Source organism: Rhodanobacter sp. K2T2, from assembly GCF_013408815.1.
GTDB lineage: Bacteria > Pseudomonadota > Gammaproteobacteria > Xanthomonadales > Rhodanobacteraceae > Rhodanobacter.
Map to the genome: position 1 here is coordinate 210,147 of NZ_JACCCA010000004.1, position 20,967 is coordinate 231,113.

Sequence of the window (20,967 nt, forward strand, 5' to 3'; positions counted from 1 at the left end):
GGTGTCATTGACCGTAACGCTGGACGATGGGCGGCATTCCCGGCAGGCTTGGCGTTTTCCGCTTTGTCCGATGGAGCTCTGATGCGTGTTTCCGCCCCGACCCTGCTAGCCGATCTCGGCGGCACCAATGTGCGATTTGCCCTGTCCGACCCGAACGGGGCCACGCCGCTGCAGATGGACACCGTACGGCGCTATCACGTTAACGACTTCGCCTCGCTGGCCGACGCGATACGCCAGTACTTCAAGGACAGCGGACTGGAAGCCAACCGTGCGCTGATCGCCGCCGCCGGGCGCATCAGCGAAGGCGAGACGGTGCAGATCACCAACAATCCGTGGGCCATTTCCGCGCCGAGGCTGCAGGCCGAGCTGGGGATGGAGTCGGTACACCTGGTCAACGACTTTGCCGCCCAGAGCATGGCGGTGATGCTGCTGCAGCCGAAAGATCTGGTGCCCGTCGGCGGCCTGCCGCTGCCCAAACCCGGCACACAGGACGAGCAGACCTTCGTCATCGTCGGCCCCGGCACCGGCCTCGGTGTGGGCGGCCTGCTGATCCGCCAGGGCAAGTGCAGCGTGCTGCAGACCGAAGGCGGTCACGCCGGCTTCGCGGCGCACTCGCCGGAAGATATCGAAATTCTCAAGCGCCTCAACCAGCGCTACGGCCGCGTGTCGAACGAGCGGCTGATCTGTGGCAACGGCCTGGTCAACCTGTACGACGTGCTGTGCGAGATCGCCGGCAAGACGCCCGAATCGCTGAAGCCCGAAGACATCAGCCAGCGCGCCAACAGCAACAGCGATCCGCTGTGCGTGCAGGTGGTGGAAACCTTTGCCGGCATCTTCGGCAGCGTCGCCGGCGACCTGGTGATGACCATCGGCGCCTGGGACGGCGTATACCTCACTGGCGGCCTGGTGCCGATCCTGCTGCCGTGGATGGAGCGCGGCCGCTTCCGCGAGCGCTTCGAAGCGAAGGGCCGTTTCCGCGACACGATGGAGAAGGTGCCGACGCAGGCGATCATGAATCCGGAGCCCGGCCTGGTGGGCGCCGCGGCGCTCGCGATCGTGGAATCGGGCGGCTCGCTGCTGAATCGCCGCGACTAGAACTTCGGCGCCCGCGATGCGAAATCGTCGCGGCGCGCTGCGTTGTCGTCACATCCGGCCTGACATAATCCAACGCTGATTTGGCGTTGCAGGAGTACTCATGCCGCTCGATAAAACCGCGTTCCTGTTCGATCTCGACGGCACCCTGGTCGACAGCGTCTACCAGCACGTGCTGGCGTGGAAGGAATCGCTGGATGCCGAAGGCGTGCCGGTCTCGGTGTGGCGCATTCACCGCCGCATCGGCATGAGCGGCGGCCTGTTCCTCAACATGCTGCTGCGCGAAACCGGCATTACCCTCAGCGAGGACTCGCTGCTGCGCCTACGCCACAACCACGCTGCGGCCTTCGGTCGGCTGGCGGCAGCGGATGCGGTGCAGCCGCTACCCGGGGCGCGCGAGCTGCTGGATTTTTTGACCGAAAACAAATTCCCCTGGGCCATCGCGACCAGCGGTCGAATGGAAACCGCGCGCCACAATCTGGCCGCGCTCGGCGTCGACCCCACCAAGGTGCCGGTGGTCACGCGCGATCAGGTGCGCCACGCGAAACCCGACCCCGACCTGTTCATCGCCGCCGCCGATCGACTGGGCGTCGACATCCGCAACGCGCTGGTGATCGGCGACAGCGTCTGGGACATGCTGGCCGCGCAGCGCGCACGCGCGCTCGGCGTCGGTCTGCTATCCGGCGGCTATGGCATTGCCGAACTGCAGGAGGCCGGCGCGTTCCGCGTCTACGAAGATCCGGCCGACATGCTGCACCATATCGACGAGATCGCCTCGCGCGATTGACGCGATTGAGTGGTGCACCTCACCGAAAAAAAACCGCGAGGATGACGTCAAAAATCTGGATTCAGATAGTCAACCGGGCGCCAGCAGCGCATCCAGATCGCCCTGATCGAAGCTGAGCTTTTCGCGGCTGCCGCCCCCTTCGAGCACGGCCGCGGCGAGTTCGGCCTTGCGTGCTTTCAGTTCTTCGATGCGCTCTTCGACGGTGCCGCTGGTGATCAGGCGAAACACGAAGACCGGCTTGTCCTGCCCGATGCGATGGGCGCGGTCGCTGGCCTGCGCTTCGGCGGCGGGGTTCCACCACGGGTCGTAGTGGATGACGGTGTCGGCGGCGGTGAGGTTGAGGCCGACGCCGCCGGCTTTGAGCGACAGCAGGAACAGCGGCACCTCGCCGTTCTGAAAACGCTGCACCGGCTCGGCGCGGTCGCGCGTTTCGCCGGTGAGCGTGACGTAGCGAATGCGGCGCCGGTCGAGCTCGGCCGCGATCAGCTTCAGCATGCCGGTGAACTGCGAGAACAGCAGCACCTTGCGGCCCTCGTCGAGCAGCGCCGGCAGCATATCCATCAGCATCTCGAACTTGGCTGACTCGTGCACGCCGCGCGCGACTTCGAGTTTCACCAGGCGCGGATCGCAGCAGACCTGGCGCAGCTTGAGCAGCGCGTCCAGCACCACGATGCCGGAGTGTGCGATACCGCGCTGGGCGATGACCTCGCGCAGCTCTTCGGCCAGCGACAGGCGCAGGCCTTCGTACAGATCGCGCTGGCGGCCTTCGAGCACTACGCGGCGGGTGATTTCGGTTTTCGGTGGCAGCTCCTGCGCCACCTGCGCCTTGGTCCGTCGGAGGATGAACGGCGCCAAGCGCAGATTGAGCCGCTGCTGGCACTCCTCGTCGTGCTGCTTTTCGATCGGCACGCGATAGAAGCGGCGAAACGCGCCCTCGTCGCCCAGTAAGCCGGGCACCGCCAGATCGACCTGCGACCACAGCTCGCCGAGATGATTTTCCAGCGGCGTGCCGGTCAGACAGACGTAGCGCGCCGTGCGCAGGCTGAGCAGTGCACGGCGTGCCTGCGTGCGCGGATTTTTCACCTGCTGCGCCTCGTCCAGCACGATCAGCGCGAACGGCTGCTTGCGCAGCGGCACCACGTCACGCGGCAGCAGGGCATAGCTGGTCAGCACGATGTCCTGCGCGCCGAGCTGGGCGAATTCCTCGGCGCGCTGCGGCCCGTGCAGGGTCAGCACTTTCAGCATCGGCGCAAAGCGGGCGATTTCCGACTGCCAATTCGGGATCAGGCTGGTCGGCACCACGATCAGCGCCGGCTGGCTCAGCGCGCCGCCCTGCTTCAGCGACAGCAGATGGGTGATCAGCTGCAGCGTCTTGCCCAGGCCCATGTCATCGGCCAGCACGCCGCCGACGCCCGCCTCGGCCAGCGCATTCAACCAGCGCAGACCTTCGCGCTGATACGGACGCAGCTCGACGGTGAGGCCTTCGGGCACCTCGTCGCTGGCGCGCTCGGCTGCATGGCGCAGGCGCCCGGCAAACCCGCGCAGCGACTCGGAGGCCTCCAGAGCGCTGCCGCCGGGCATGGCGTCGACGAGCTCTTCCAGCCGACCGGCCTGGACGCGCGGCAGATGGAGTTTCTTGCGCGGCTTTTCGAGGTATTCGGCAAGCGGTGCCAGCAGGCCGCGCAGCTCCTTCAGGCGCACGGGCACGCGCCGGCGCGCGTCGACCGGGGCGTACCACACGGCATCGTCGGGCTCATTCGGCGCGGGGCGCAGGCTCAGCTGATTTTCCGTCAGCGCCTGGGCGACGGCGGGCAACAGGTTGTGCCGCTGGCCGTCCAGCTCGATGCCGATCTCCAGATCGAAGGCGTGATCGTCGGTGTCCTCGACCGCGTGGCCATACCAGCGCACCGGCCCTTCCAGTACTTCGAACGGAAAGCTCGGCGCGTATTCGACCTGGAAGTTTTCCTGCTCGAGCTTGGGCCGCAGCGCCAGCCAGCGCGCCGGGGTGTTGACCTCGAGCGCCCCGGCGTAACCGGTGCCGGGAAACAACCAGGCGTCGTCGGGCAAGGTGTCGGCGACGTCCCAGGGCAGGCCTTCGGTATCGACGCCAGGCGTCAGACCCGCATGCTCGAGCTGCTCCATCGCCGAGAGTTCGTCGGCACGGCGACGGGTGATTTCCACCAGCTGGCCGTTGCGCACGCGGCGCACCAGCGGATCGCCACCGCGGCCGGGCAGACGCTCACCGGCGTAGTCGAAGGCCAGCCGCGCGTAGCCCAGCGGCGGCGTGCCCGCGGCCAGCCGCGCGTGTCGGGTGAGCGCATGCAGGGTCAGCACCGGCTTGGGCGCCAGCTGCGAGCGGCGCAGCTCGCCGAAGACCTGCGGCAGCGGCACGCGCGTGGCGAGGCGGCTGTTGGGCAGGCAGCTGCGCAGGCGCTTGCCGTGCTCGTGTTTCAGCGGCGGCAGTTCCAGCCAGAGCGTTTCTTCGGCGGCCGCGTCGAGCATGCCCAGCGTGGCGCGCTCGGCATCGAGATACCACAGGCTGTCGATGCGCAGCAGCCGCTGATTGCTGGAAAGCTGCGGCAGCAGTCGCTGGCTGCCGTCGGCCTCCATCACCCAGTGCCAGTTGAGCGGGTGCGACTTGCCGCGCGACAGGCGCAGCCCGGCCAAGCCGCCCAGAAAGCACGGCGCGGTATCCAGCACTTCGGCCAGCAAGGTGTCGCCGACGTGGCCACTGAGCCGGGCGTAGCTGCGGCTCTTGCGCAGGCTCTGGGGCAGGCCGAGCACCGTGGCGGCGAGGCGCTGCTCGTGCGGCTGTAGCAACAACTGCCCGAGATGCTTGCTGTCCAGCGGCACCGGGCGTGTGTAACGGCCGTTCTCGAGCTGCGACAGCAGCACCGGTGCCACATCGATGTGCGCGTAGACGGCACCCTCTTCAGGCATCACTTCCAGAAAAAAGCCGAGCACGCCGTGGTCTTCGGTGGCAACCGGCTTGGGCGCAGCCAGCAGGCGCCGCCACGCCAGCGGCAGCGTATCCTCTTCGCCGACGGCGAGCGCCGCGGCCTGCTCTTTTTCGTCCGGTTGCTGCATGCGCATGCGGTCCGTGGCGACGACCAAAACACTGAGCTTAGCAGTGCAGGGAGACTTGCAACCGTCGTTCCGCCGCGGTCTTTATGAACAGTCGAGCGAACGGCCGGCACCGGGCCGGCCGGACCGGCTAAACGGTGCCGAACAGGCCGCGCGGATATTCCGGCTTCTGTTCGCGCGCCATCAGCGATCGCAGGCCGTCGACCGGCGTCACTTCGCCGTGCAGCACGGCGCGCACGCCCGCGCTGATCGGCAGATCGAGGCCGTGCTTGTCGGCCAGCCGGGCGACTTCGTCGGCAGTCAGCACGCTTTCCACCACCTGACCGATTTGCCGAACGGCCTCGTCGATCGCGATGCCGCGCCCAAGAGCCAGACCGAGCCGGCGGTTGCGCGAGAGATCGCCGGTGCAGGTAAGCACCAGATCGCCCAGGCCAGACAGGCCGATCAGCGTTTCCGGCCGCGCGCCCAGCGCCACGCCGAGGCGCAGCATCTCGTTCATGCCGCGGGTGATCAGGCCGGCGCGGGCGTTCAGGCCCAACTCCATGCCGTCGGCGATGCCGGTGGCAACGGCCAGCACGTTTTTCATCGCGCCACCGAGCTCGGCGCCCAGCATGTCGCCGCCGGAATACGCGCGCAGATTCGGCGCATGCAGCAGGCTGGCGACGGTTTGCGCAAATGCCGCGTTGTCCGAATGCACGGTCACGGCGCTGGGCAAACCCGCCGCCACTTCGCGCGCGAACGAGGGCCCGGTGACCACGGCCGCCGGCCGACCCGGCAGCTGCTGCGCCACCAGTTCATGCAGAAATCGGCCGGTACCCGGCTCGAAGCCCTTAGTCGCCCAGGCAATCGCCGTATCGGCGTCGAGCAGCGGCGCCAGCTCGACCAGCATGGCGGCGAACGCGTGACTGGGCACCACGATCAGCACGATGCTGGTGCCGCGCACGGCGGCAGCCAGATCGCTTTCATAGTGAAGCGAGGCCGGCAGCTCGATATCCGGCAGATAGCGCCGATTGCAGCGACTCGCTGCCATCTCGTCCAGGGCTCGCGGATCGCGCCCCCACAGCGTGGTCGGCACACCGTTGCGAGCAGTAAGTGCCGCCAGCGCGGTACCCCAGGAGCCGGCGCCGAGTACCGCCAGTGTGGAACGTTCAGCCATGTCGAGCGCCCGGATTCAGCTGTTGAGCGTGGCCGGAACCTCGTCGCCGCCCATAATCCGGCGCTGCTGCTCGGCGAACAACGCATCGAAGTTGATCGGCTGCAGCAGGAACGGCGGGAAACCGCCTTCCAGCACCAGCGAGGAGATCGTCTGGCGGGCATACGGAAAAAGCAGGTTCGGGCAGTAGCTGCCGATGATGCCGGCCTTGTCCATCTCGTTGAAGCCGGCAATACCGAACAGACCGGCCTGCTCCACTTCAGCCAGGTAGGCGGTGCGCTGGCCGACGGTGCAGGTCAACGTCAGGCTCAGCACCACTTCGTACTGGTCGTTGCCCATCTCGGTGACTTTCTGACCCAGATTCAGCTGGACCTGCGGCTGCTCGGTCTCGTTGACGTCCTGAAAGATCTGCGGTGCGTTGGGCACTTCGAAGGAAACATCCTTCACATAGATCTTCTGCACCACCAGCTGCGGCTGGTCGGCCTGGCCGTTGGCCTGGCCGTTGGTGATAATTTCTGCCATCGGAATTTCCTCGGTCGTTGAGTCTATGTGGAACAAAAAAGAGGTGGATTGTTCCATACATCCCCGCGGCACGCACGCCGGCTGATCGGCCAGATTGCGCCGTAGATTGCGCGGCGCGAGATTTTTCTGCGAGAATGCGCGGCTAGCCACTGCCGACCCAGATACTCTGGGGAGCCCGCCACGCGATGCGGGCCTTGCGGTCATTGCGTTGGAAACACCCTCCAGCATCGCGTGGCGCCAGTCGCCGCTGGGCCGATACTGCCCTGGCTAACGGGCGGTAAATCCGCGGTTCTCATGGATCCTGGCAACGCGCCTCGGCCTTGAAACCCAATCTAGGAGGTCGTTATGGCCCGTGTATGTCAAGTCACCGGTAAAGGTGTGCAGACCGGCAACAATGTCTCGCATGCGAACAACCGCACCCGCCGTCGCTGGTTGCCCAACCTGCACGAGCGCCGCTTCTGGGTTGCCAGCGAGAATCGCTGGATCAAGCTGCGCGTTTCCAACAATGCCCTGCGCACCATCGACAAGAACGGCATCGAAGCCGTGATTGCCGAGATGCGCGCCCGCGGCGACAAGGTCTGAGGATTGAGCCATGGCTAACAAGACACAAGACAAGATCCGCATGATCTCTTCGGCCGGCACCGGCCACTTCTACACCACGCAGAAGAACAAGAAGAACACGCCGGAAAAGTTCGAGTTCAAGAAATACGATCCGGTCGTGCGCAAGCACGTGATCTACAAGGAAGGCAAGATCAAGTAATCGAGTGCGCGCAAGCGCAAGCTTCCAGGTAGCAGCGGCTTCAAGGCCGCGATAGAAAACCCGCCCTCGTGGCGGGTTTTCTTTTGGCGCCCGCTGCGGCCATCAGGCAGCACGCATCATCGAGATATGACGGCGAGCCTGGCTCGCTTCCGCCTCCGTCTGCTGTTCGCTGCGCGTCGAAAACGGACGCTACACGTTCCACACTCATGCCCGGTTACCCTTGCTCGGACACCTGGTGGCATATCGCGTCCGGCTGGAGATCGTTGATGAATATTGAGAATCGGCCAATCGTGGTATTCGATGGCGTTTGCCTACTGTGCAACCGCTGGGTCGATTTTTTGCTGCGGCACGATCGCGTCGGCCGCTATCGTCTCGCAGCCATGCAAGGTAACCACGGCCGACGCCTGCTGCTGACGCACGGGCTTTCGGCGGACGACCCCTCGTCGTTTTTACTGGTGCAAGATGGGCTCGGATTCACGGATACCGAGGCACTCATCCGCGTGCTCGCCGGGCTTGGCCGGGGCTGGCAGATCGTCGCCTGGATGATCCGCGCCGTGCCGCGGTTCGTCCGCGATCCAACCTATAGGGTCGCCCGGCATCGCTATCGTCTGTTCGGTCGACGCACGCACTGCCGCCTGCCTGATCCCGCATACGTCGAGCGCTTTCTCGACTGATACTCAGCTAGAGGCTGAAACGCGCAACGGTTTCTGAATCGTCGACACGCCAGACGCGAACTGACACCCGCACTGCTCAAGGCAACTCGCAAAGCAGGCCAGCTCGCTTAAAACCACCGCGACCAAGGGGGGTTACTCGCTGATAACGTTCTTTCGCCCGTATTGTGGACAAAAAAATACCCGCCGGGATGGCGGGTATTTTTAGAAACAGCTAACGCTGAGCTTAGTGCGCGGCGACCGCGTAGCCCTTCAGCTTCTGCGCGAAATCCTGCAGCGCGCGGATACCGCTTTCCTCGGCTTCGCGGATCCACTGCTGCAGTCCGTGCAGCGCCTGATCGGCGCCGCGCTGCTCCATCAACGCCGCGAGGCGATTGCGGAAGTCGTACACCGTGCTCAGCGTGGGGCGCTTAGCCAGCGCCGCCTGCAGGTGATCGCGGCCTTCGTTGTCGAGCCAGCGACCGCCGTCGGCCAGCGCGCGGCGCAGGCGACGCGGTACGGCCTTGAGGCTTTCGCCGGCATGCTGCGCTTCCTCACCGATCGTGGGCACGATCACACCACGATAGAAATCCGTCATGGCCTGGAAGCGATGGGTCAGCACGGCGCGCAGCGTGTCGGCATCCGGTAGCGGCACGTTCGGACGCACGTCCAGCGACGGCGCCACACGCAGCACCTTGGCCAGACCGATGGCGCGCAGGCCGCAGATCGCGGCCCAGCCGATGTCGAACTCCCACTTGCGCAGGGCGAACTTGGCCGAGCTGGGGAAAGCGTGGTGGTTGTTGTGCAGCTCTTCGCCGCCGATCCAGAACGCCCACGGAATCAGGTTGCGGGCGGTGTCGGCGCTCTCGAAGTTGCGGTAACCCCACCAGTGGCCGATGCCGTTGACGAAGCCGGCCGCCCAGAATGGGATCCAGATCATCTGGATCGCCCAGATGGCCGCACCAATGACGCCGAACAGGGCGAGATTGATCAGCAGCATCAGGGTCGGGCCCCAATAGGGATGGGCGCCATAAACATGGTTTTCGACCCAGTCGTCCGGCGTGCCGCGGCCGTACTGCTCCATGTCCTGCTTGGAGTAGCAGGCCTCGCGGTACAGCGAGACACCGTCCCAGAAGACCTTCTTGATGCCGTAGATCATCGGGCTATGCGGGTCGTCGACCGTCTCGACCTTGGCGTGGTGCTTACGATGCACGGCCACCCACTCGCGCGTCACCATGCCGGTACTGATCCAGCCCCAGAAGCGGAAGAAATGCGCCAGCGCCGGATGGAAATCCACGCCGCGGTGAGTCTGGCTACGGTGCAGATACAGCGTCACCGTGAAGATGGTGAGCTGGGTCGCGACCAGCAGGTAGATCAACATGTCGCCCCAGCTTGCGCCGGTGACACCGTTGTTGAGGAAATTCAGCACCGCGTCGAGCATGAGAGACACCAAGAGGTAGTGAGTCAGATGAGTCTAGATGGCGAATCCCGTACTCGCCAGCATGGTCTCACCATAATAGTAACAGCTGGTCAAGCGAGAGGATGTGAAAAAGGTATATGGCGCCGCCATGCTCGCCACCTGTTGTTTAACCATGGTGTCGCGATGACAATCAGGCAATGACCGCCAACACCCGATCGTCAGCTCCTGTTCTGCAACTGGACCATCTCACCCGCCGCCGCGCCGGTCGCCGCGCCGTCGAAGGCCTCAACCTTCAACTACAGCCGGGCCAGGTGCTGGGGCTGCTGGGGGTCAACGGCGCCGGCAAGTCGACCACGCTGTCGATGATCGCCGGCGCCTTGCGCCCTGACAGTGGCGGCATCCAGCTGAACGGCGAGGATTTTCTGGAATATCCCGAGCTGGCGAGCCGACTGATCGGCTGGCTGCCCGAGCGTGCGCCGCTGTGGCCTGAACTGACCGTCGGCGAACACCTCGACGCCCACGGCCGCCTTCGCGGACTCAAAGGCGCGGCGCTTCGCGAGGCCCGAACGGCGATCATTGAACGACTGGAACTGCAGCCGCTGGCGCATCGCCTGGCCGGCGTGCTCTCGCAGGGCCAGCGTCAGCGCCTCGGGCTGGCCTGCGCCCTGCTGCACCGCCCGGCCCTGCTCGTGCTGGACGAGCCGGCCAACGCGCTCGATCCGGTACAGGTTGCCGCCTTGCGCTCAGTGATACGCGAACAGGCGGCGAGCGGCACGGCGGTGATCCTGTCCACGCACCTGCTGACCGAAGTCACCGCCGTCTGCGACCGTGTCGCCATCCTGCATGAGGGCACCCTGCGCCACGACGGCCTCGTGCATGGCGACGATCATGGGGCGCTGGAGCGAACCTTCTTCGACATCGCCATGCACGGCAACGCCGGCGCGGCGCGCGCCGCATGAGTTCTTTTGGAACGAATACCTCCGCCGTGGCGCGGCTGGAATGGCGTCGCCTGATCGTGCGCCCGCTGGCCTGGGTGCTGGCCGCCATCACGCTGGCCTGGCTGGCGTGGAACTTCACCCTGCTGATGGGTACCTTTCTCTCGTCGCAGATGCAGCGCGCGGCGCTGCCCGATAGTCCGGGCTTTACCGACCTGGTGGCCGTACCGTTGCTGGCCCAGCTGGTCCAACTCGGCTTTATGGTGGTGCCGCTGCTGACCATGTCGGTAATCGCCGGCGAGCGGCGTAGCGGCACGCTGCCGCTGCTGTTCGCCGCAGGCGTGACGGCCTCGCGCATCGTGCTTGGCAAATATCTGGCCGTGTTGGGATGGCTGCTGCTGTGGCTGCTGCTGACGCTGGCGATGCCGCTGGCACTGGCTCATCTCGTCAACCTCGACTGGGGCAAGCTGGCCGCGGCCACGCTGGGACTCATTCTGACGCTCGCCGCGCTGGCGGCGTTGGGCATCGCCTGCTCGACGTTTGCTTCGCACCCGGCGATCGCCGCGGCCGCCGCGCTGGTGATCACGCTGGCGCTGTGGTACGTCAACCTGGGTGCACAGATGGCCGGGATCAACGGCGGCGCCATTAACTGGCTGGCCATGAGTTCGCATCTCCAGCCGATGCTGCGCGGGCTGGTGTCGACCACGGACATCGTCTGGTTCTTGCTGCTGATCGCGGTGTCGCTGACCCTGGCCACGCAGCGACTGTCCGCCGAAAGGGAGCGCGGCTGATGCGCACTTTGTTTAGACGTCTGGACGGCTGGCTGTTTGCGCTGATCCTTTTACTCGTAGCCGGCGCTGTGGGCTACCTCAGCACGCGCATTTTTCACGAGTCGGACTGGACCGCCAACGGGCGCAGCAGCCTGTCGCCGGAAAGCCGCGCGGTGCTCGCCACGCTCGACGGTCCGGTGGACATCGTCAGCTACGCCAATCCGCAGGGCGACCTGCGCCAGACCGTGGCCGGTTATCTGCAGCGCTATCAGCAGGTGAAGCCCGATCTGACGCTGCGTTTCGTCGACCCGCAGCTGGACCCGGCAAAGATGCGCGAGCTGGGCCTCACCGTGGATGGCGCGCTGATCGTCCACTACCGCGGCCGCGAGCAGCGGCTGGATGAGCTGTCCGAAAGAAGTCTCACCAATGCGCTGGAGCGCCTGGTGCGCGGCAACGACCGCATCGTGGCCTTCGTCACCGGCGACGACGAGCGACGCGCCGACGGCAAGGCCAACGCCGACCTCGGCACCTTCATGGCACAGCTGGAAGGTCGTGGCATGCGCGCCGTGCCGCTCAACTTTTCGCAGGTCTCAGCGGTGCCGGAACACACCGATCTGGTGGTGCTTGCCAGCCCGACCCTGCCCTTGCCACCCGGCGCGGTGCAGGCACTGGTGACTTATGTCCAGAATGGGGGCAACCTGCTGTGGCTGACCGAACCGGGCAACAGCGATCTGGGGCTCGGCCCGCTATCCGCCGCGCTGAGCGTTCGGGTATTGCCAGGCGTGCTGGTCGATGGCTCGGGTGCCGCGCTGGGTCTGAAGGATCCCCGCATGATTGCGCTCGGCGACTACGTGCCCAATGCCATCACTCGCGGTTTTACGCTGACCACGCTGTTTCCGCAGGTGTCGGCGCTGGCGCAGATCGCGCAGGGCGATTGGGCCGTGCATGCCTTCCTGCGCTCCAGTCCGCAGAGCTGGACCGAGTTCAAGCCGATCGACGACAGCCAGCCTTCGGAAATTCGCTTCGATGCGGCCTCCGGTGAGTTGAAGGGCCCGCTGGATTTCGGCTTTGCCCTGAGCCGGCTCTCACCGAGCCCGGACAAGAGCGAGCAGCGCGTGGTGGTGATCGGCGACGGCGATTTTCTTTCCAACAGCTTCCTCGGCAACGGCGGCAACCGTGCGCTGGGCGAACGCGTGTTCGACTGGCTGCTCGGTGACGACAAGCTGGTCGACCTGCCGCCGCGCGGCGCACCGGACCGGATCATGCAGATCTCGCAGGGCGAGCTCAGCGCGGTGAGCGTCGGCTTTCTGATCGTGCTGCCGGTGCTGTTGCTGCTGATCGGCACGCTCATCGTGTGGCGCCGGCGGCGGCGTTGAAGGATGCGTCGTTCCGTTCGCAAACGCCTTCTTTTATTGCTTGCTGCGGCCGCTGTGCTGGCCTTCGCGGCGTGGCAATGGCGACAGGAAAATCGCGAAGCACCCGGCACCCTGCTGGCACTGGAGCCATCCGCCATTTCGCACGTTGAAGTGCATACCGGCAATGCGCCGACCGAGCATTACGCCAAGCGGGACGGGCACTGGTACCGCATCGACGGTGCCGCCGTGCGCGCCGACGACGGGCGCCTTGGCGAGCTCACCGAAACGGCAGCCGCTCCGGTACTGCGCTGGCGCCCAGCCAGCGATTTCGATCCCGCCCGCATCGGCCTGACGCCGCCCAGTGCCACCCTGGCACTGGACGGCCACTCGCTGGATTTTGGCGAGATATCGGTCACCGGCCCGCAGTGCTACGTGCGCGTGGACGGGCGCGTGGCGCTAGTATCGGTTCGCTATATGCCCCGAGCATCACGCGGCCAGGCCGGCAAGCTACCTTAGCTTCACCTTGCGCGGCGCAGTGTGCGCCCCATCTTTCATGCACCGACAGCAGGAGTCCGACCCATGGCCACGCCCGTCAAACGCAAACCGGCAGCAAGCAAAAAAACAGCGGCTAAATCCGCCACGAAGACCGTTTCCAAAAAAGCAGTTGCCAAGAAAAGCATCGCCGCCAAAAAAGTCGCTAGCAAAAACGCTGCCTCGACCGGCAAGGGCGTAATTGGCGTGGTCGGCATGGCGGTGATGGGCCGCAATCTGGCGTTGAATATCGAAAGCCGCGGTCACGTGGTGTCGATCTTCAACCGCAGTCGCGAGAAGACTGACGAAGTCCTCAAGGACAACCCGGGCGCCAAGTTCGTCCCCAGCTACACGATCGAAAAGTTTGTCGCCTCGCTGGAAAAACCACGACGCATTCTGCTGATGGTGCAGGCGGGCGCGGGTACCGATGCGGTGATCGCCGAATTGAAGCCCCTGCTGAGCAAGGGCGACGTGCTGATCGACGGCGGCAACACCTTCTTCAAGGACACCATCCGGCGTAACCAGGAGCTGGCCAAGGCCGGCATCCACTTCATCGGCACCGGCGTTTCCGGCGGTGAGGAGGGCGCGCTGCACGGCCCATCCATCATGCCTGGCGGCCCGCGCGATGCGTACGACCTGGTCGAACCCATCCTCACCGAAATCGCCGCCAAGGCGCCCGATGGCGCACCGTGCGTGGCCTATATGGGCGACGACGGCGCCGGCCATTACGTCAAGATGGTGCACAACGGTATCGAATACGGCGATATGCAGCTCATCGCGGAAAGCTACTCGGTGCTCAAGCACGTGCTGGGTCTGTCCAACAAGGAGCTGACCAAGGTCTACCGCAAGTGGAACGAGGGCGAGCTGGACAGCTATCTGATCGAAATTACCACCACGATCTTCCAGAAGAAGGACGAAGAAACCGGCAAGGACCTGGTCGACGTGATTCTCGATCGCGCCGCGCAGAAGGGTACGGGCAAGTGGACCAGCCAGAGCGCGCTCGATCTCGGCGTACCGCTGCCGCTGATCACCGAAGCGGTGTTCGCACGCGTGCTGTCGTCGCTGAAGGACGAGCGCGTCGCCGCGAGCAACTATTTACACGGCCCGAAAACCAAGGCATTTAAAGGCGATCGCAAGGCCTTCATCGAGTCGGTGCGCCGCGCGCTGTACTTGAGCAAGATCGTGTCCTACGCGCAGGGCTTTGCCCAGCTTCGCGCCGCTGCCGAGGAGTACCAGTGGAAGCTCGATTACGGCACCATCGCCAAGATCTGGCGCGGCGGCTGCATCATTCGCGCGCGCTTTCTGCAGGACATCACCGACGCCTACAAGCACGACGACAAACTGGCCAACCTGCTGCTGGCGCCGACGTTCGGCAAGATCGCGCAGAAGTACCAGGAGGCCTTGCGCGAAGTCGTGGCCACGGCCGTGCGCATCGGTGTGCCCGTGCCCGGCTTCAGCTCGGCCATCGCCTATTACGACGGCTACCGTTCCGAGCGCTTGCCGGCCAATCTGATTCAGGCGCAGCGCGATCTGTTCGGTGCACACACTTTCGAGCGCATCGACAAGCTGGGCAGCTTTCACGCCGACTGGAGTTGATGCGTGCCTGAACTGCCCGAAGTCGAAACCACCCGACGCGGTATCGAGCCGCATCTGGCCGGTCGACGCATCGCGGCAGTGACGCTGCGTCGCAACGACCTGCGCTGGCCGATTCCCTCGGAAATCAGCGAGCGACTTCCGGGGCAGGTGATCGAAAGCGTCGAGCGGCGCGCCAAATATCTGCTGATCCACACCGCAGCCGGCAGCGCGATGCTGCACCTGGGCATGTCGGGCATGCTGCGCGTGCTGCCGCCCGAAGCGCCGATCGGCAAGCACGACCACGTCGACATCGTGCTTGAAGGCACCGCCGAACAGCGCGGCCGCGTGCTGCGGTTTACCGACCCGCGCCGCTTCGGCAGTCTGCTGTGGCAGCCGTTTGGCGAACTGCACCCGCTATTGGCGACACTAGGACCGGAACCGCTGACCGACGCGTTCGACGGCGACACGCTGTGGCGCGGCGCGCGCGGACGCACTGCCGCGGTGAAATTGTTCTTGATGGATAACGCCAACGTCGTCGGCGTAGGCAATATCTACGCCAGCGAAGCCTTGTTCGCCGCCGGCATCGACCCGCGCCGCGCCGCGGGCAAGGTGTCGCGCGAGCGCTACGCGTCGCTCGCCGCCGAGGTCAAACGCATTCTGGCCTGGGCGATCGAACGCGGCGGCACGACCCTGCGCGATTTTCTCAACCCCGACGGCGCGCCCGGCTATTTTTTCCGCGAGCTCAACGTCTACGGTCGCGCCGGCGAACCATGCAAGGTATGTGGCACGCCGATCAAACAGGCGGTGCTTGGGCAGCGGTCGACGTTCTGGTGTCCGCGCTGTCAGAAGTGAAGGTAAAAAAGGGTTGAGGGATTAGGGGCGAGGGGTTAGTAAGAACGCGCGCATTTCGACAGATGAATAATTGCCTCAATGGACCAATCCCGCCGCGGCATAAACTGATACCCCCTCGCTACTCATCCCTTGCCCCTGCTCTTCTCTACTCAGGCCACTCAAACTCGACAAACGTATTGTTGAAGTCCTCGTCATCCAGGCCGCCGCCCAGCTGCGCGACTACGCTGGCACCCAGACCGTCGATTTCGAGCACCTGACCATCGACGAAATGCGCGCCCAGCGCCTCGAGTTCGACCAGCTTCTCGCAGAGGATGCCCGCGTGATTGCTCAGCGCATCCGGCACGCCGCGGATGCTGATGTCGGGCCGACCGAACTTGCGCATGCCGCGGGTATGGATCCATGAATGATCCGGCTCGGACTCCGCGTCGCGCATGATCAGCACATGGTTACGGATCGGCGCGCCATCGCGCACGAGGAAACGGCGCCGCCACGCATCGGCGTCGAGCAAGCTCAGGGTCTGCGGATCGAGAATCGCCACGCCGCCGATATCGAGCAGGCCAGCCAGCACGCCGAAGGTGTCGCGCAGGTAGCCGGTCGCCTCGCTGTCCGCGAGCGTACCGCGTACGACCATCACCTCGGGCGAGTCCACCGCGAGCTTGTACGCATCGGGCGCATCGTCCTTGAACATGCGGCCCATGCCGCCCTTCAGCGGATAGCCCTCCCACTGGCGCAGGCTGGCGTGATTGTGGTTCACCGCCTCGATGCCGGCGGGCAGGCCCGGACTGCCGTAATCCGCCGAAGGCACACGCACTGCCTCGAACTTGCCGAACACGTAGAACTGCAGAAGGACCTCCTCGTCGCTGGGCTGCCAGTGCGGGCGCTGCCAGGCGGGGATGATGATCGGTTGGCTCATGCGGGTTTCCTGGTCATGGTTCGTGTTCGGGTGACGTGCGCAGCGCACTAGTCGTTCAGCGGCAATACCGTCTGCTGCAGCTCGATACTGGCGCTGCCCTCGCTGATTTTCTTGAATTCGGCGCGGCTGACCGAGACATAGCGTTCGTTGCCGCCAATCTCAACCTGCGGGCCATCTTTTACCGCGCGGCCGTGTTCGTCCACCCGCACCACCATGGTGGCCTTGCGGCCGGTATGGCAGATGGTCTTGATCTCCTCGAGGTTGTCCGCCCAGGCCAGCAGATATTGGCTGCCTTCGAACAGCTCGCCGCGGAAATCGGTGCGCAGGCCGAATGCCAGCACCGGAATCGTCAGCCGATCGACCACGTCGCTGATCTGCCAGACCTGCGCGCGCGTCAAAAATTGCGCTTCATCGACGAAGACACAATGCAGGGCACCGTTGGCGGCGACGTCGGCCTCGACCAGAGCAAGCAGATTTTCCTTGCTGCCAAAGCGCCGGGCCTGCGCCTTCAGACCGATGCGCGACGCCACCACGCCCTCGCCGTAACGATTGTCCAGCGCCGGCGTAAGAATCAACGTGCGCATGCCGCGCTCGTGATAGTTGTACGCGCTCTGCAGCAGCGAGGTGGTCTTGCCGGCATTCATCGCCGAATAGTAGAAATAGAGCTTGGCCATGGGCACGCGTCGGACGGTCGGACGGGCATGGTAGCGCGGAGACGGGTGCGCGTTGGGTGCCGGAGCAGGGGCGAGAGACGAGAGACTAGTTTGGCCAGCTCGGTCTGTTCTGCACCCGCAGGGGGCTGATGAATGACCAACAGCAACAACGGGCGCCCTCGCTACTCATCCCTCGCCCCTGCTCCACCCCCGCCCTTTGCTACCATCACCAGCCCACGCCACGTATCCCACCATGCTCAATCCGCAACAACTGGCCGCCGTCGAACACTGCGACAGCCCGCTTCTGGTGCTGGCTGGCGCCGGGTCCGGCAAGACCTCGGTGATCACCCAGAAAATCGCCTGGCTGATCGCGCGCAGGGGCCTCAGCGCCTCGAAAATCGCTGCGATCACCTTCACCAACAAGGCCGCCCGCGAGATGCGCGAGCGTGTCGGTCAGCTGGTCAGCGCCGATGACGCACAGGCGCTGACCGTGTGCACCTTCCATGCGCTGGGTCTGAAGTTTCTGCAGATCGAGCACGCCCGCGCCGGCCTGCGCCGGGGCTTTTCGGTACTCGACTCGGACGACAGCGGCGCCATCGTCAAGGAGCTGGCGCCCAAGGGTGCGAAGAACGACGTGCTCTTCGGCATCCGTAACCTGCTCGGCCGCGCCAAGAACGGCGGCCTGTCGCCGGCAGAAGCGCTGGCCGCCGCGCGCAGCGCGCGCGAGCTGGAGGCGGCCACCATCTATGACATGTACCAGCAGCGGCTGGCGGCCTTCAACGCGGTGGATTTCGACGACCTGATACGGCTGCCGCTGCGCATCCTGGAGAGCGACGCCGAATGCCGCGCGACCTGGCAGGAGCGCCTGCGTTACCTGCTGGTCGACGAATACCAGGACACCAACGACGCCCAGTACCGCCTGTTGAAGGCGCTTACCGGCGAGCGCGGCGGCATCACCTGCGTCGGCGACGACGATCAGTCCATCTACGCCTGGCGCGGCGCCAACCCCGAGAACATCGACCAGCTCGGCCGCGACTGGCCCAACCTGCGCGTGATCAAGCTGGAGCAGAACTACCGCTGCGGCAAGCGCATCCTGCGCGCGGCCAACCAGCTGATCGCCAACAACCCGCACCTGCACGAAAAGAAACTGTGGAGCGAGCATCCCGAAGGGCCACCGATCCGCGTACTGGAATGCAAGGAGGCCGAGCACGAGGCCGAGCGCGTCGCCGCGATCGCCACCACGCTGGCGGAAAAGTACAAGGCGCGCTGGCACGACATCGCCATCCTCTACCGCGGCAACTTCCAGGCGCGTCCGCTGGAAAAAGCTTTTCGCCTGGCGCGCATTCCCTATCACCTCACCGGCGCGCTGAGCTTTCTCGACCGGGCCGAGGTGAAGGACGTGATGTGCTACCTGCGCCTGCTGACCAACCCCAGCGACGACGCAGCGTTCCTGCGCGTGGTCAACGTGCCCAAGCGCGAGATCGGCTCGACCACGCTGGAAAAACTCGGCCAGCTTGCGCAAAGCCGGCAGACGTCGCTGCTCGACGCCACCCGCAGCGACAGCGTGCTACGCCAGCTCACGCCGCGCCCGGCCGCCGCGCTGGCCTCGTTCGCCAACCTGCTCGACGAACTGCGCAGCGCTTCTCTGCATCAGAACGCCGCCGATCTGGTCGAGCTGATCCTGGCCCGCACCGGCTATGCCGCGCAGATCATCGCCAGCACGCCCGACGCCAGCCTGCGCGAGCGTCGGCTCGGCAATTTGAAAGAACTTGCGGACTGGTTTCGCGCCATGCAGAAAGGCAACAGCGCGGGTGACCTCGCCGCCCAGCTCGCCCTGCTCAGCCACGCTGATCGCGACGAACCGGGCAACGCCGTACGCATGATGACCCTGCATTCGGCCAAGGGGTTGGAGTTTCGCTTCGTCTTCATCGTCGGCTGCGAGGACGGCACCCTGCCGCACGAAGGCGCCATCGACGAAGGCCGCATCGACGAAGAGCGTCGCCTGATGTACGTCGGCATTACCCGCGCCAAGGAACTCCTCACCCTCTCGTGGTCGGCCAAGACCAAGCGCTACGGCGACGTCTACAGCAACCAGCCCAGCCGCTTCCTGCAGGAACTGCCGCAAGTCGACCTGCACTGGCAAGGCAAAGATCCCGAAGCGGATAAGGAAGTCACCCGCGAAACGGCGCAATCGCATATGGCGAAAATTGCGGCAATGCTGGCGGGTGGATGACTGCCGCCAGCATGATAATCCTTACTATCAAGCGGCATCCACAAATGCCAGCATCGATCGGACTGTGCAATCGGAGCACCGGTGAGTCCAAATGATCAATCCATCTGAACTCTACGCAGAGCTTGTAACAGCCTTTCGCGCAGGGCGATGGCGGGACGCAGATACGCTCGCCTCCAAGCTGCTCCCCGTCGCTCAAAATCACGCTGGCGTCTATGGCATCGCCGGCGTCGCATGCATGGAGTTGCAGCAAATGGATCAAGCTACGGAATATCTGGAACGCGCGAGCGCCATTGACCCGACAAGAGCCGATTTCGCAACGCTTCATGCCAAGGCCCTCTCGGCCACAGGCCAGTGGAATAAGGCGCGAACAGCCGCCGAGAGAGCGCTATCTTTGTCCCCCGACGATCCCGCCACGCTGGACACTCTGGGAATCATTTTTGCCAAGGCGCAGGCACACGGCAAGGCGGTCGAGGCGTTCGAGCAGGCGATAAACATCGCTCCGGCCAAAGCTTCGCTGCACTTCAATCTTGCCACTTCGCTTATAGCGCTCGGCTGCGTGGATGCAGCGGAGTCCGAGTTGCAGAAAACCATCGCCACAGATGCACGCTATTGGCAAGCGCATCTGTCACTGGCGCATATCACACGGCAAACGCCCGAGCAAAATCACATTAAGGCCCTGCGCTCGCTGATGGCGCTGAACCCCGCCGATGTGGAAGCAGGAATTCACCTCAACATGGCGCTGGCCAAGGAGTACGAAGACCTTTCGGACTACCAGAAGGCGTTCGACCATCTCTCGCTCGGAAAGGCCGCGCTGAAACGCAGCCGCCCCTATTCGTCGGCGCGCGATGCGTCAATGTTCGACAACCTGATGCGTGCTTTTCCGATCACGGAATCGGTAACTGCTGGCCATCCGACGAAAGAACCCATTTTCATCATGGGCATGCCTCGTTCGGGTACCTCGTTGGCCGAGCGCATCCTTACCAGTCATCAGGACGTTTACTCCGCCGGTGAATTGCAGAATTTTGCGATGGCGCTTCAGCGTGCCTCAGGTAATGGCGGCTCATTTCTTCATTCATACGAAAAAATGGCAGCCGCCGCGGAAAATCTCGACTGGCAATCGCTTGGCGACGACTACCTTAATCACGCCCGCCCTCTCAATCGTGATGAGATGTACTTTGTCGATAAACTTCCACATAATTTTCTCTACGCCGGGTTTATCGCCAAAGCACTTCCCAACGCCAAAATCATCTGCGTGCGACGGAACCCGATGGACACCTGTATCAGCAATTTTCGTCAGCTCTTCGACAGATCCACGTCGACTTTCGATTACTCCGCCGATCTTCTGGATACCGGCCGCTACTATCTCAAGTTCCGGCAGTTGATGGCACACTGGCAGCAAGCCTTTCCCGGACGCATCCTGGAAATTCATTATGAAGACTTGGTGAATGACCTGGAAGCAACTTCACGTCAGATGCTGGAGTTCTGCGCACTGCCTTGGGACGACACCTGCCTGAGTTTCGAGAACAATCCTGCACCTGTCGCCACGTTCAGTTCGCTTCAGGTAAGACGTCCAATCTATCGATCTTCGCTGACGCGCTGGAAAAGCTACGAAACGCAGGCAGAAGCTTTAAAAAAACTGCTGGTTGAGGCTGGTGTCGATTTCTCCGTTTGATCGCGTTGCA

19 protein-coding genes are annotated in these 20,967 nt (G+C 64.4%); 13 read left to right on the forward strand and 6 right to left on the reverse strand.

The annotated features are described in order from the left end of the window. The first annotated feature begins 81 nt into the window (after positions 1-81). Both glk and HDE78_RS08415 read left to right on the forward strand, forming a co-directional pair. Positions 82-1,095 carry a glucokinase gene (gene glk, locus HDE78_RS08410; RefSeq protein WP_179478169.1) on the forward strand — a complete coding sequence of 338 codons (1,014 nt, stop codon included), beginning with the start codon at positions 82-84 and terminating at the stop codon, positions 1,093-1,095. Between the two features lie 100 nt (positions 1,096-1,195). After that, positions 1,196-1,879 carry an HAD family hydrolase gene (locus tag HDE78_RS08415; protein WP_179478171.1) on the forward strand — a complete coding sequence of 228 codons (684 nt, stop codon included), beginning with the start codon at positions 1,196-1,198 and terminating at the stop codon, positions 1,877-1,879. 69 nt (positions 1,880-1,948) lie between these two features. Here the strand turns inward: HDE78_RS08415 and HDE78_RS08420 are convergent, their stop codons facing one another. From HDE78_RS08420 to secB, 3 genes are all read right to left on the reverse strand, one after another. Further along, on the reverse strand, positions 1,949-4,966 hold the full coding sequence (locus tag HDE78_RS08420) for a DEAD/DEAH box helicase (protein WP_179478172.1): 3,018 nt from the start codon (positions 4,964-4,966) through the stop codon (positions 1,949-1,951). Positions 4,967-5,093: 127 nt separating this feature from the next. Further along, positions 5,094-6,119 carry an NAD(P)H-dependent glycerol-3-phosphate dehydrogenase gene (locus HDE78_RS08425; RefSeq protein ID WP_179478174.1) on the reverse strand — a complete coding sequence of 342 codons (1,026 nt, stop codon included), beginning with the start codon at positions 6,117-6,119 and terminating at the stop codon, positions 5,094-5,096. A gap of 15 nt (positions 6,120-6,134) precedes the next feature. Next, positions 6,135-6,638 (reverse strand): protein-export chaperone SecB, encoded by a 504-nt coding sequence (gene secB, locus HDE78_RS08430; RefSeq protein WP_179478176.1) that lies wholly within the window; start codon positions 6,636-6,638, stop codon positions 6,135-6,137. Between the two features lie 345 nt (positions 6,639-6,983). Between secB and rpmB the strand changes: the two genes are divergently transcribed. From rpmB to HDE78_RS08445, 3 genes are all read left to right on the forward strand, one after another. Beyond that, positions 6,984-7,220, forward strand: coding sequence for a 50S ribosomal protein L28 (rpmB, locus tag HDE78_RS08435; protein ID WP_179478178.1), 237 nt, complete (start codon positions 6,984-6,986; stop codon positions 7,218-7,220). Positions 7,221-7,230: 10 nt separating this feature from the next. Then, the gene (gene rpmG, locus HDE78_RS08440) at positions 7,231-7,398 is read left to right on the forward strand and encodes a 50S ribosomal protein L33 (RefSeq protein WP_072759007.1); all 168 of its coding nucleotides are present in this window, start codon (positions 7,231-7,233) and stop codon (positions 7,396-7,398) included. A gap of 266 nt (positions 7,399-7,664) precedes the next feature. Next, positions 7,665-8,072 (forward strand): DCC1-like thiol-disulfide oxidoreductase family protein, encoded by a 408-nt coding sequence (locus HDE78_RS08445; protein WP_179478180.1) that lies wholly within the window; start codon positions 7,665-7,667, stop codon positions 8,070-8,072. Between the two features lie 223 nt (positions 8,073-8,295). On the opposite strand, the gene HDE78_RS08450 is transcribed toward HDE78_RS08445, so the two are convergent. Beyond that, positions 8,296-9,489 (reverse strand): fatty acid desaturase, encoded by a 1,194-nt coding sequence (locus HDE78_RS08450; RefSeq protein ID WP_179478182.1) that lies wholly within the window; start codon positions 9,487-9,489, stop codon positions 8,296-8,298. A gap of 176 nt (positions 9,490-9,665) precedes the next feature. On the opposite strand from HDE78_RS08450, the gene HDE78_RS08455 reads away from it, so the two are divergent. From HDE78_RS08455 to mutM, 6 genes are all read left to right on the forward strand, one after another. Then, positions 9,666-10,427, forward strand: coding sequence for an ABC transporter ATP-binding protein (locus HDE78_RS08455; protein WP_179478184.1), 762 nt, complete (start codon positions 9,666-9,668; stop codon positions 10,425-10,427). Continuing rightward, positions 10,424-11,194, forward strand: coding sequence for an ABC transporter permease (locus HDE78_RS08460; RefSeq protein WP_179478186.1), 771 nt, complete (start codon positions 10,424-10,426; stop codon positions 11,192-11,194). The genes HDE78_RS08455 and HDE78_RS08460 overlap by 4 nt, the downstream gene beginning before the upstream one ends. Then, complete coding sequence (locus HDE78_RS08465; RefSeq protein WP_179478189.1) at positions 11,194-12,549, forward strand: GldG family protein; 1,356 nt, start codon at positions 11,194-11,196, stop codon at positions 12,547-12,549. Before HDE78_RS08460 ends, HDE78_RS08465 begins: the two co-directional genes overlap by 1 nt. 3 nt (positions 12,550-12,552) lie before the next feature. Continuing rightward, entirely contained in the window at positions 12,553-13,044 is a 492-nt protein-coding gene (locus tag HDE78_RS08470; protein WP_179478191.1) for a hypothetical protein, read from the forward strand. Positions 13,045-13,107: 63 nt separating this feature from the next. Continuing rightward, a complete protein-coding gene (gndA, locus tag HDE78_RS08475) occupies positions 13,108-14,655 on the forward strand; it encodes an NADP-dependent phosphogluconate dehydrogenase (protein ID WP_179478193.1) in 1,548 nt (515 codons plus the stop codon). Positions 14,656-14,658: 3 nt separating this feature from the next. Beyond that, positions 14,659-15,486, forward strand: a complete 828-nt coding sequence (mutM, locus tag HDE78_RS08480) for a bifunctional DNA-formamidopyrimidine glycosylase/DNA-(apurinic or apyrimidinic site) lyase (RefSeq protein ID WP_179478195.1) — start codon at positions 14,659-14,661, stop codon at positions 15,484-15,486. Positions 15,487-15,631: 145 nt separating this feature from the next. Here mutM and HDE78_RS08485 read toward each other — a convergent pair whose 3' ends face one another. Both HDE78_RS08485 and HDE78_RS08490 read right to left on the reverse strand, forming a co-directional pair. Further along, positions 15,632-16,399 (reverse strand): hypothetical protein, encoded by a 768-nt coding sequence (locus HDE78_RS08485; RefSeq protein ID WP_179478197.1) that lies wholly within the window; start codon positions 16,397-16,399, stop codon positions 15,632-15,634. Positions 16,400-16,446: 47 nt separating this feature from the next. Then, the gene (locus HDE78_RS08490) at positions 16,447-17,073 is read right to left on the reverse strand and encodes a thymidine kinase (protein ID WP_179478199.1); all 627 of its coding nucleotides are present in this window, start codon (positions 17,071-17,073) and stop codon (positions 16,447-16,449) included. A 232-nt stretch (positions 17,074-17,305) separates the two neighbouring features. On the opposite strand from HDE78_RS08490, the gene HDE78_RS08495 reads away from it, so the two are divergent. Both HDE78_RS08495 and HDE78_RS08500 read left to right on the forward strand, forming a co-directional pair. Beyond that, on the forward strand, positions 17,306-19,285 hold the full coding sequence (locus tag HDE78_RS08495) for a UvrD-helicase domain-containing protein (RefSeq protein ID WP_179478201.1): 1,980 nt from the start codon (positions 17,306-17,308) through the stop codon (positions 19,283-19,285). A 91-nt stretch (positions 19,286-19,376) separates the two neighbouring features. Beyond that, positions 19,377-20,957 (forward strand): sulfotransferase, encoded by a 1,581-nt coding sequence (locus tag HDE78_RS08500; protein WP_179478203.1) that lies wholly within the window; start codon positions 19,377-19,379, stop codon positions 20,955-20,957. Positions 20,958-20,967: the final 10 nt, after the last annotated feature.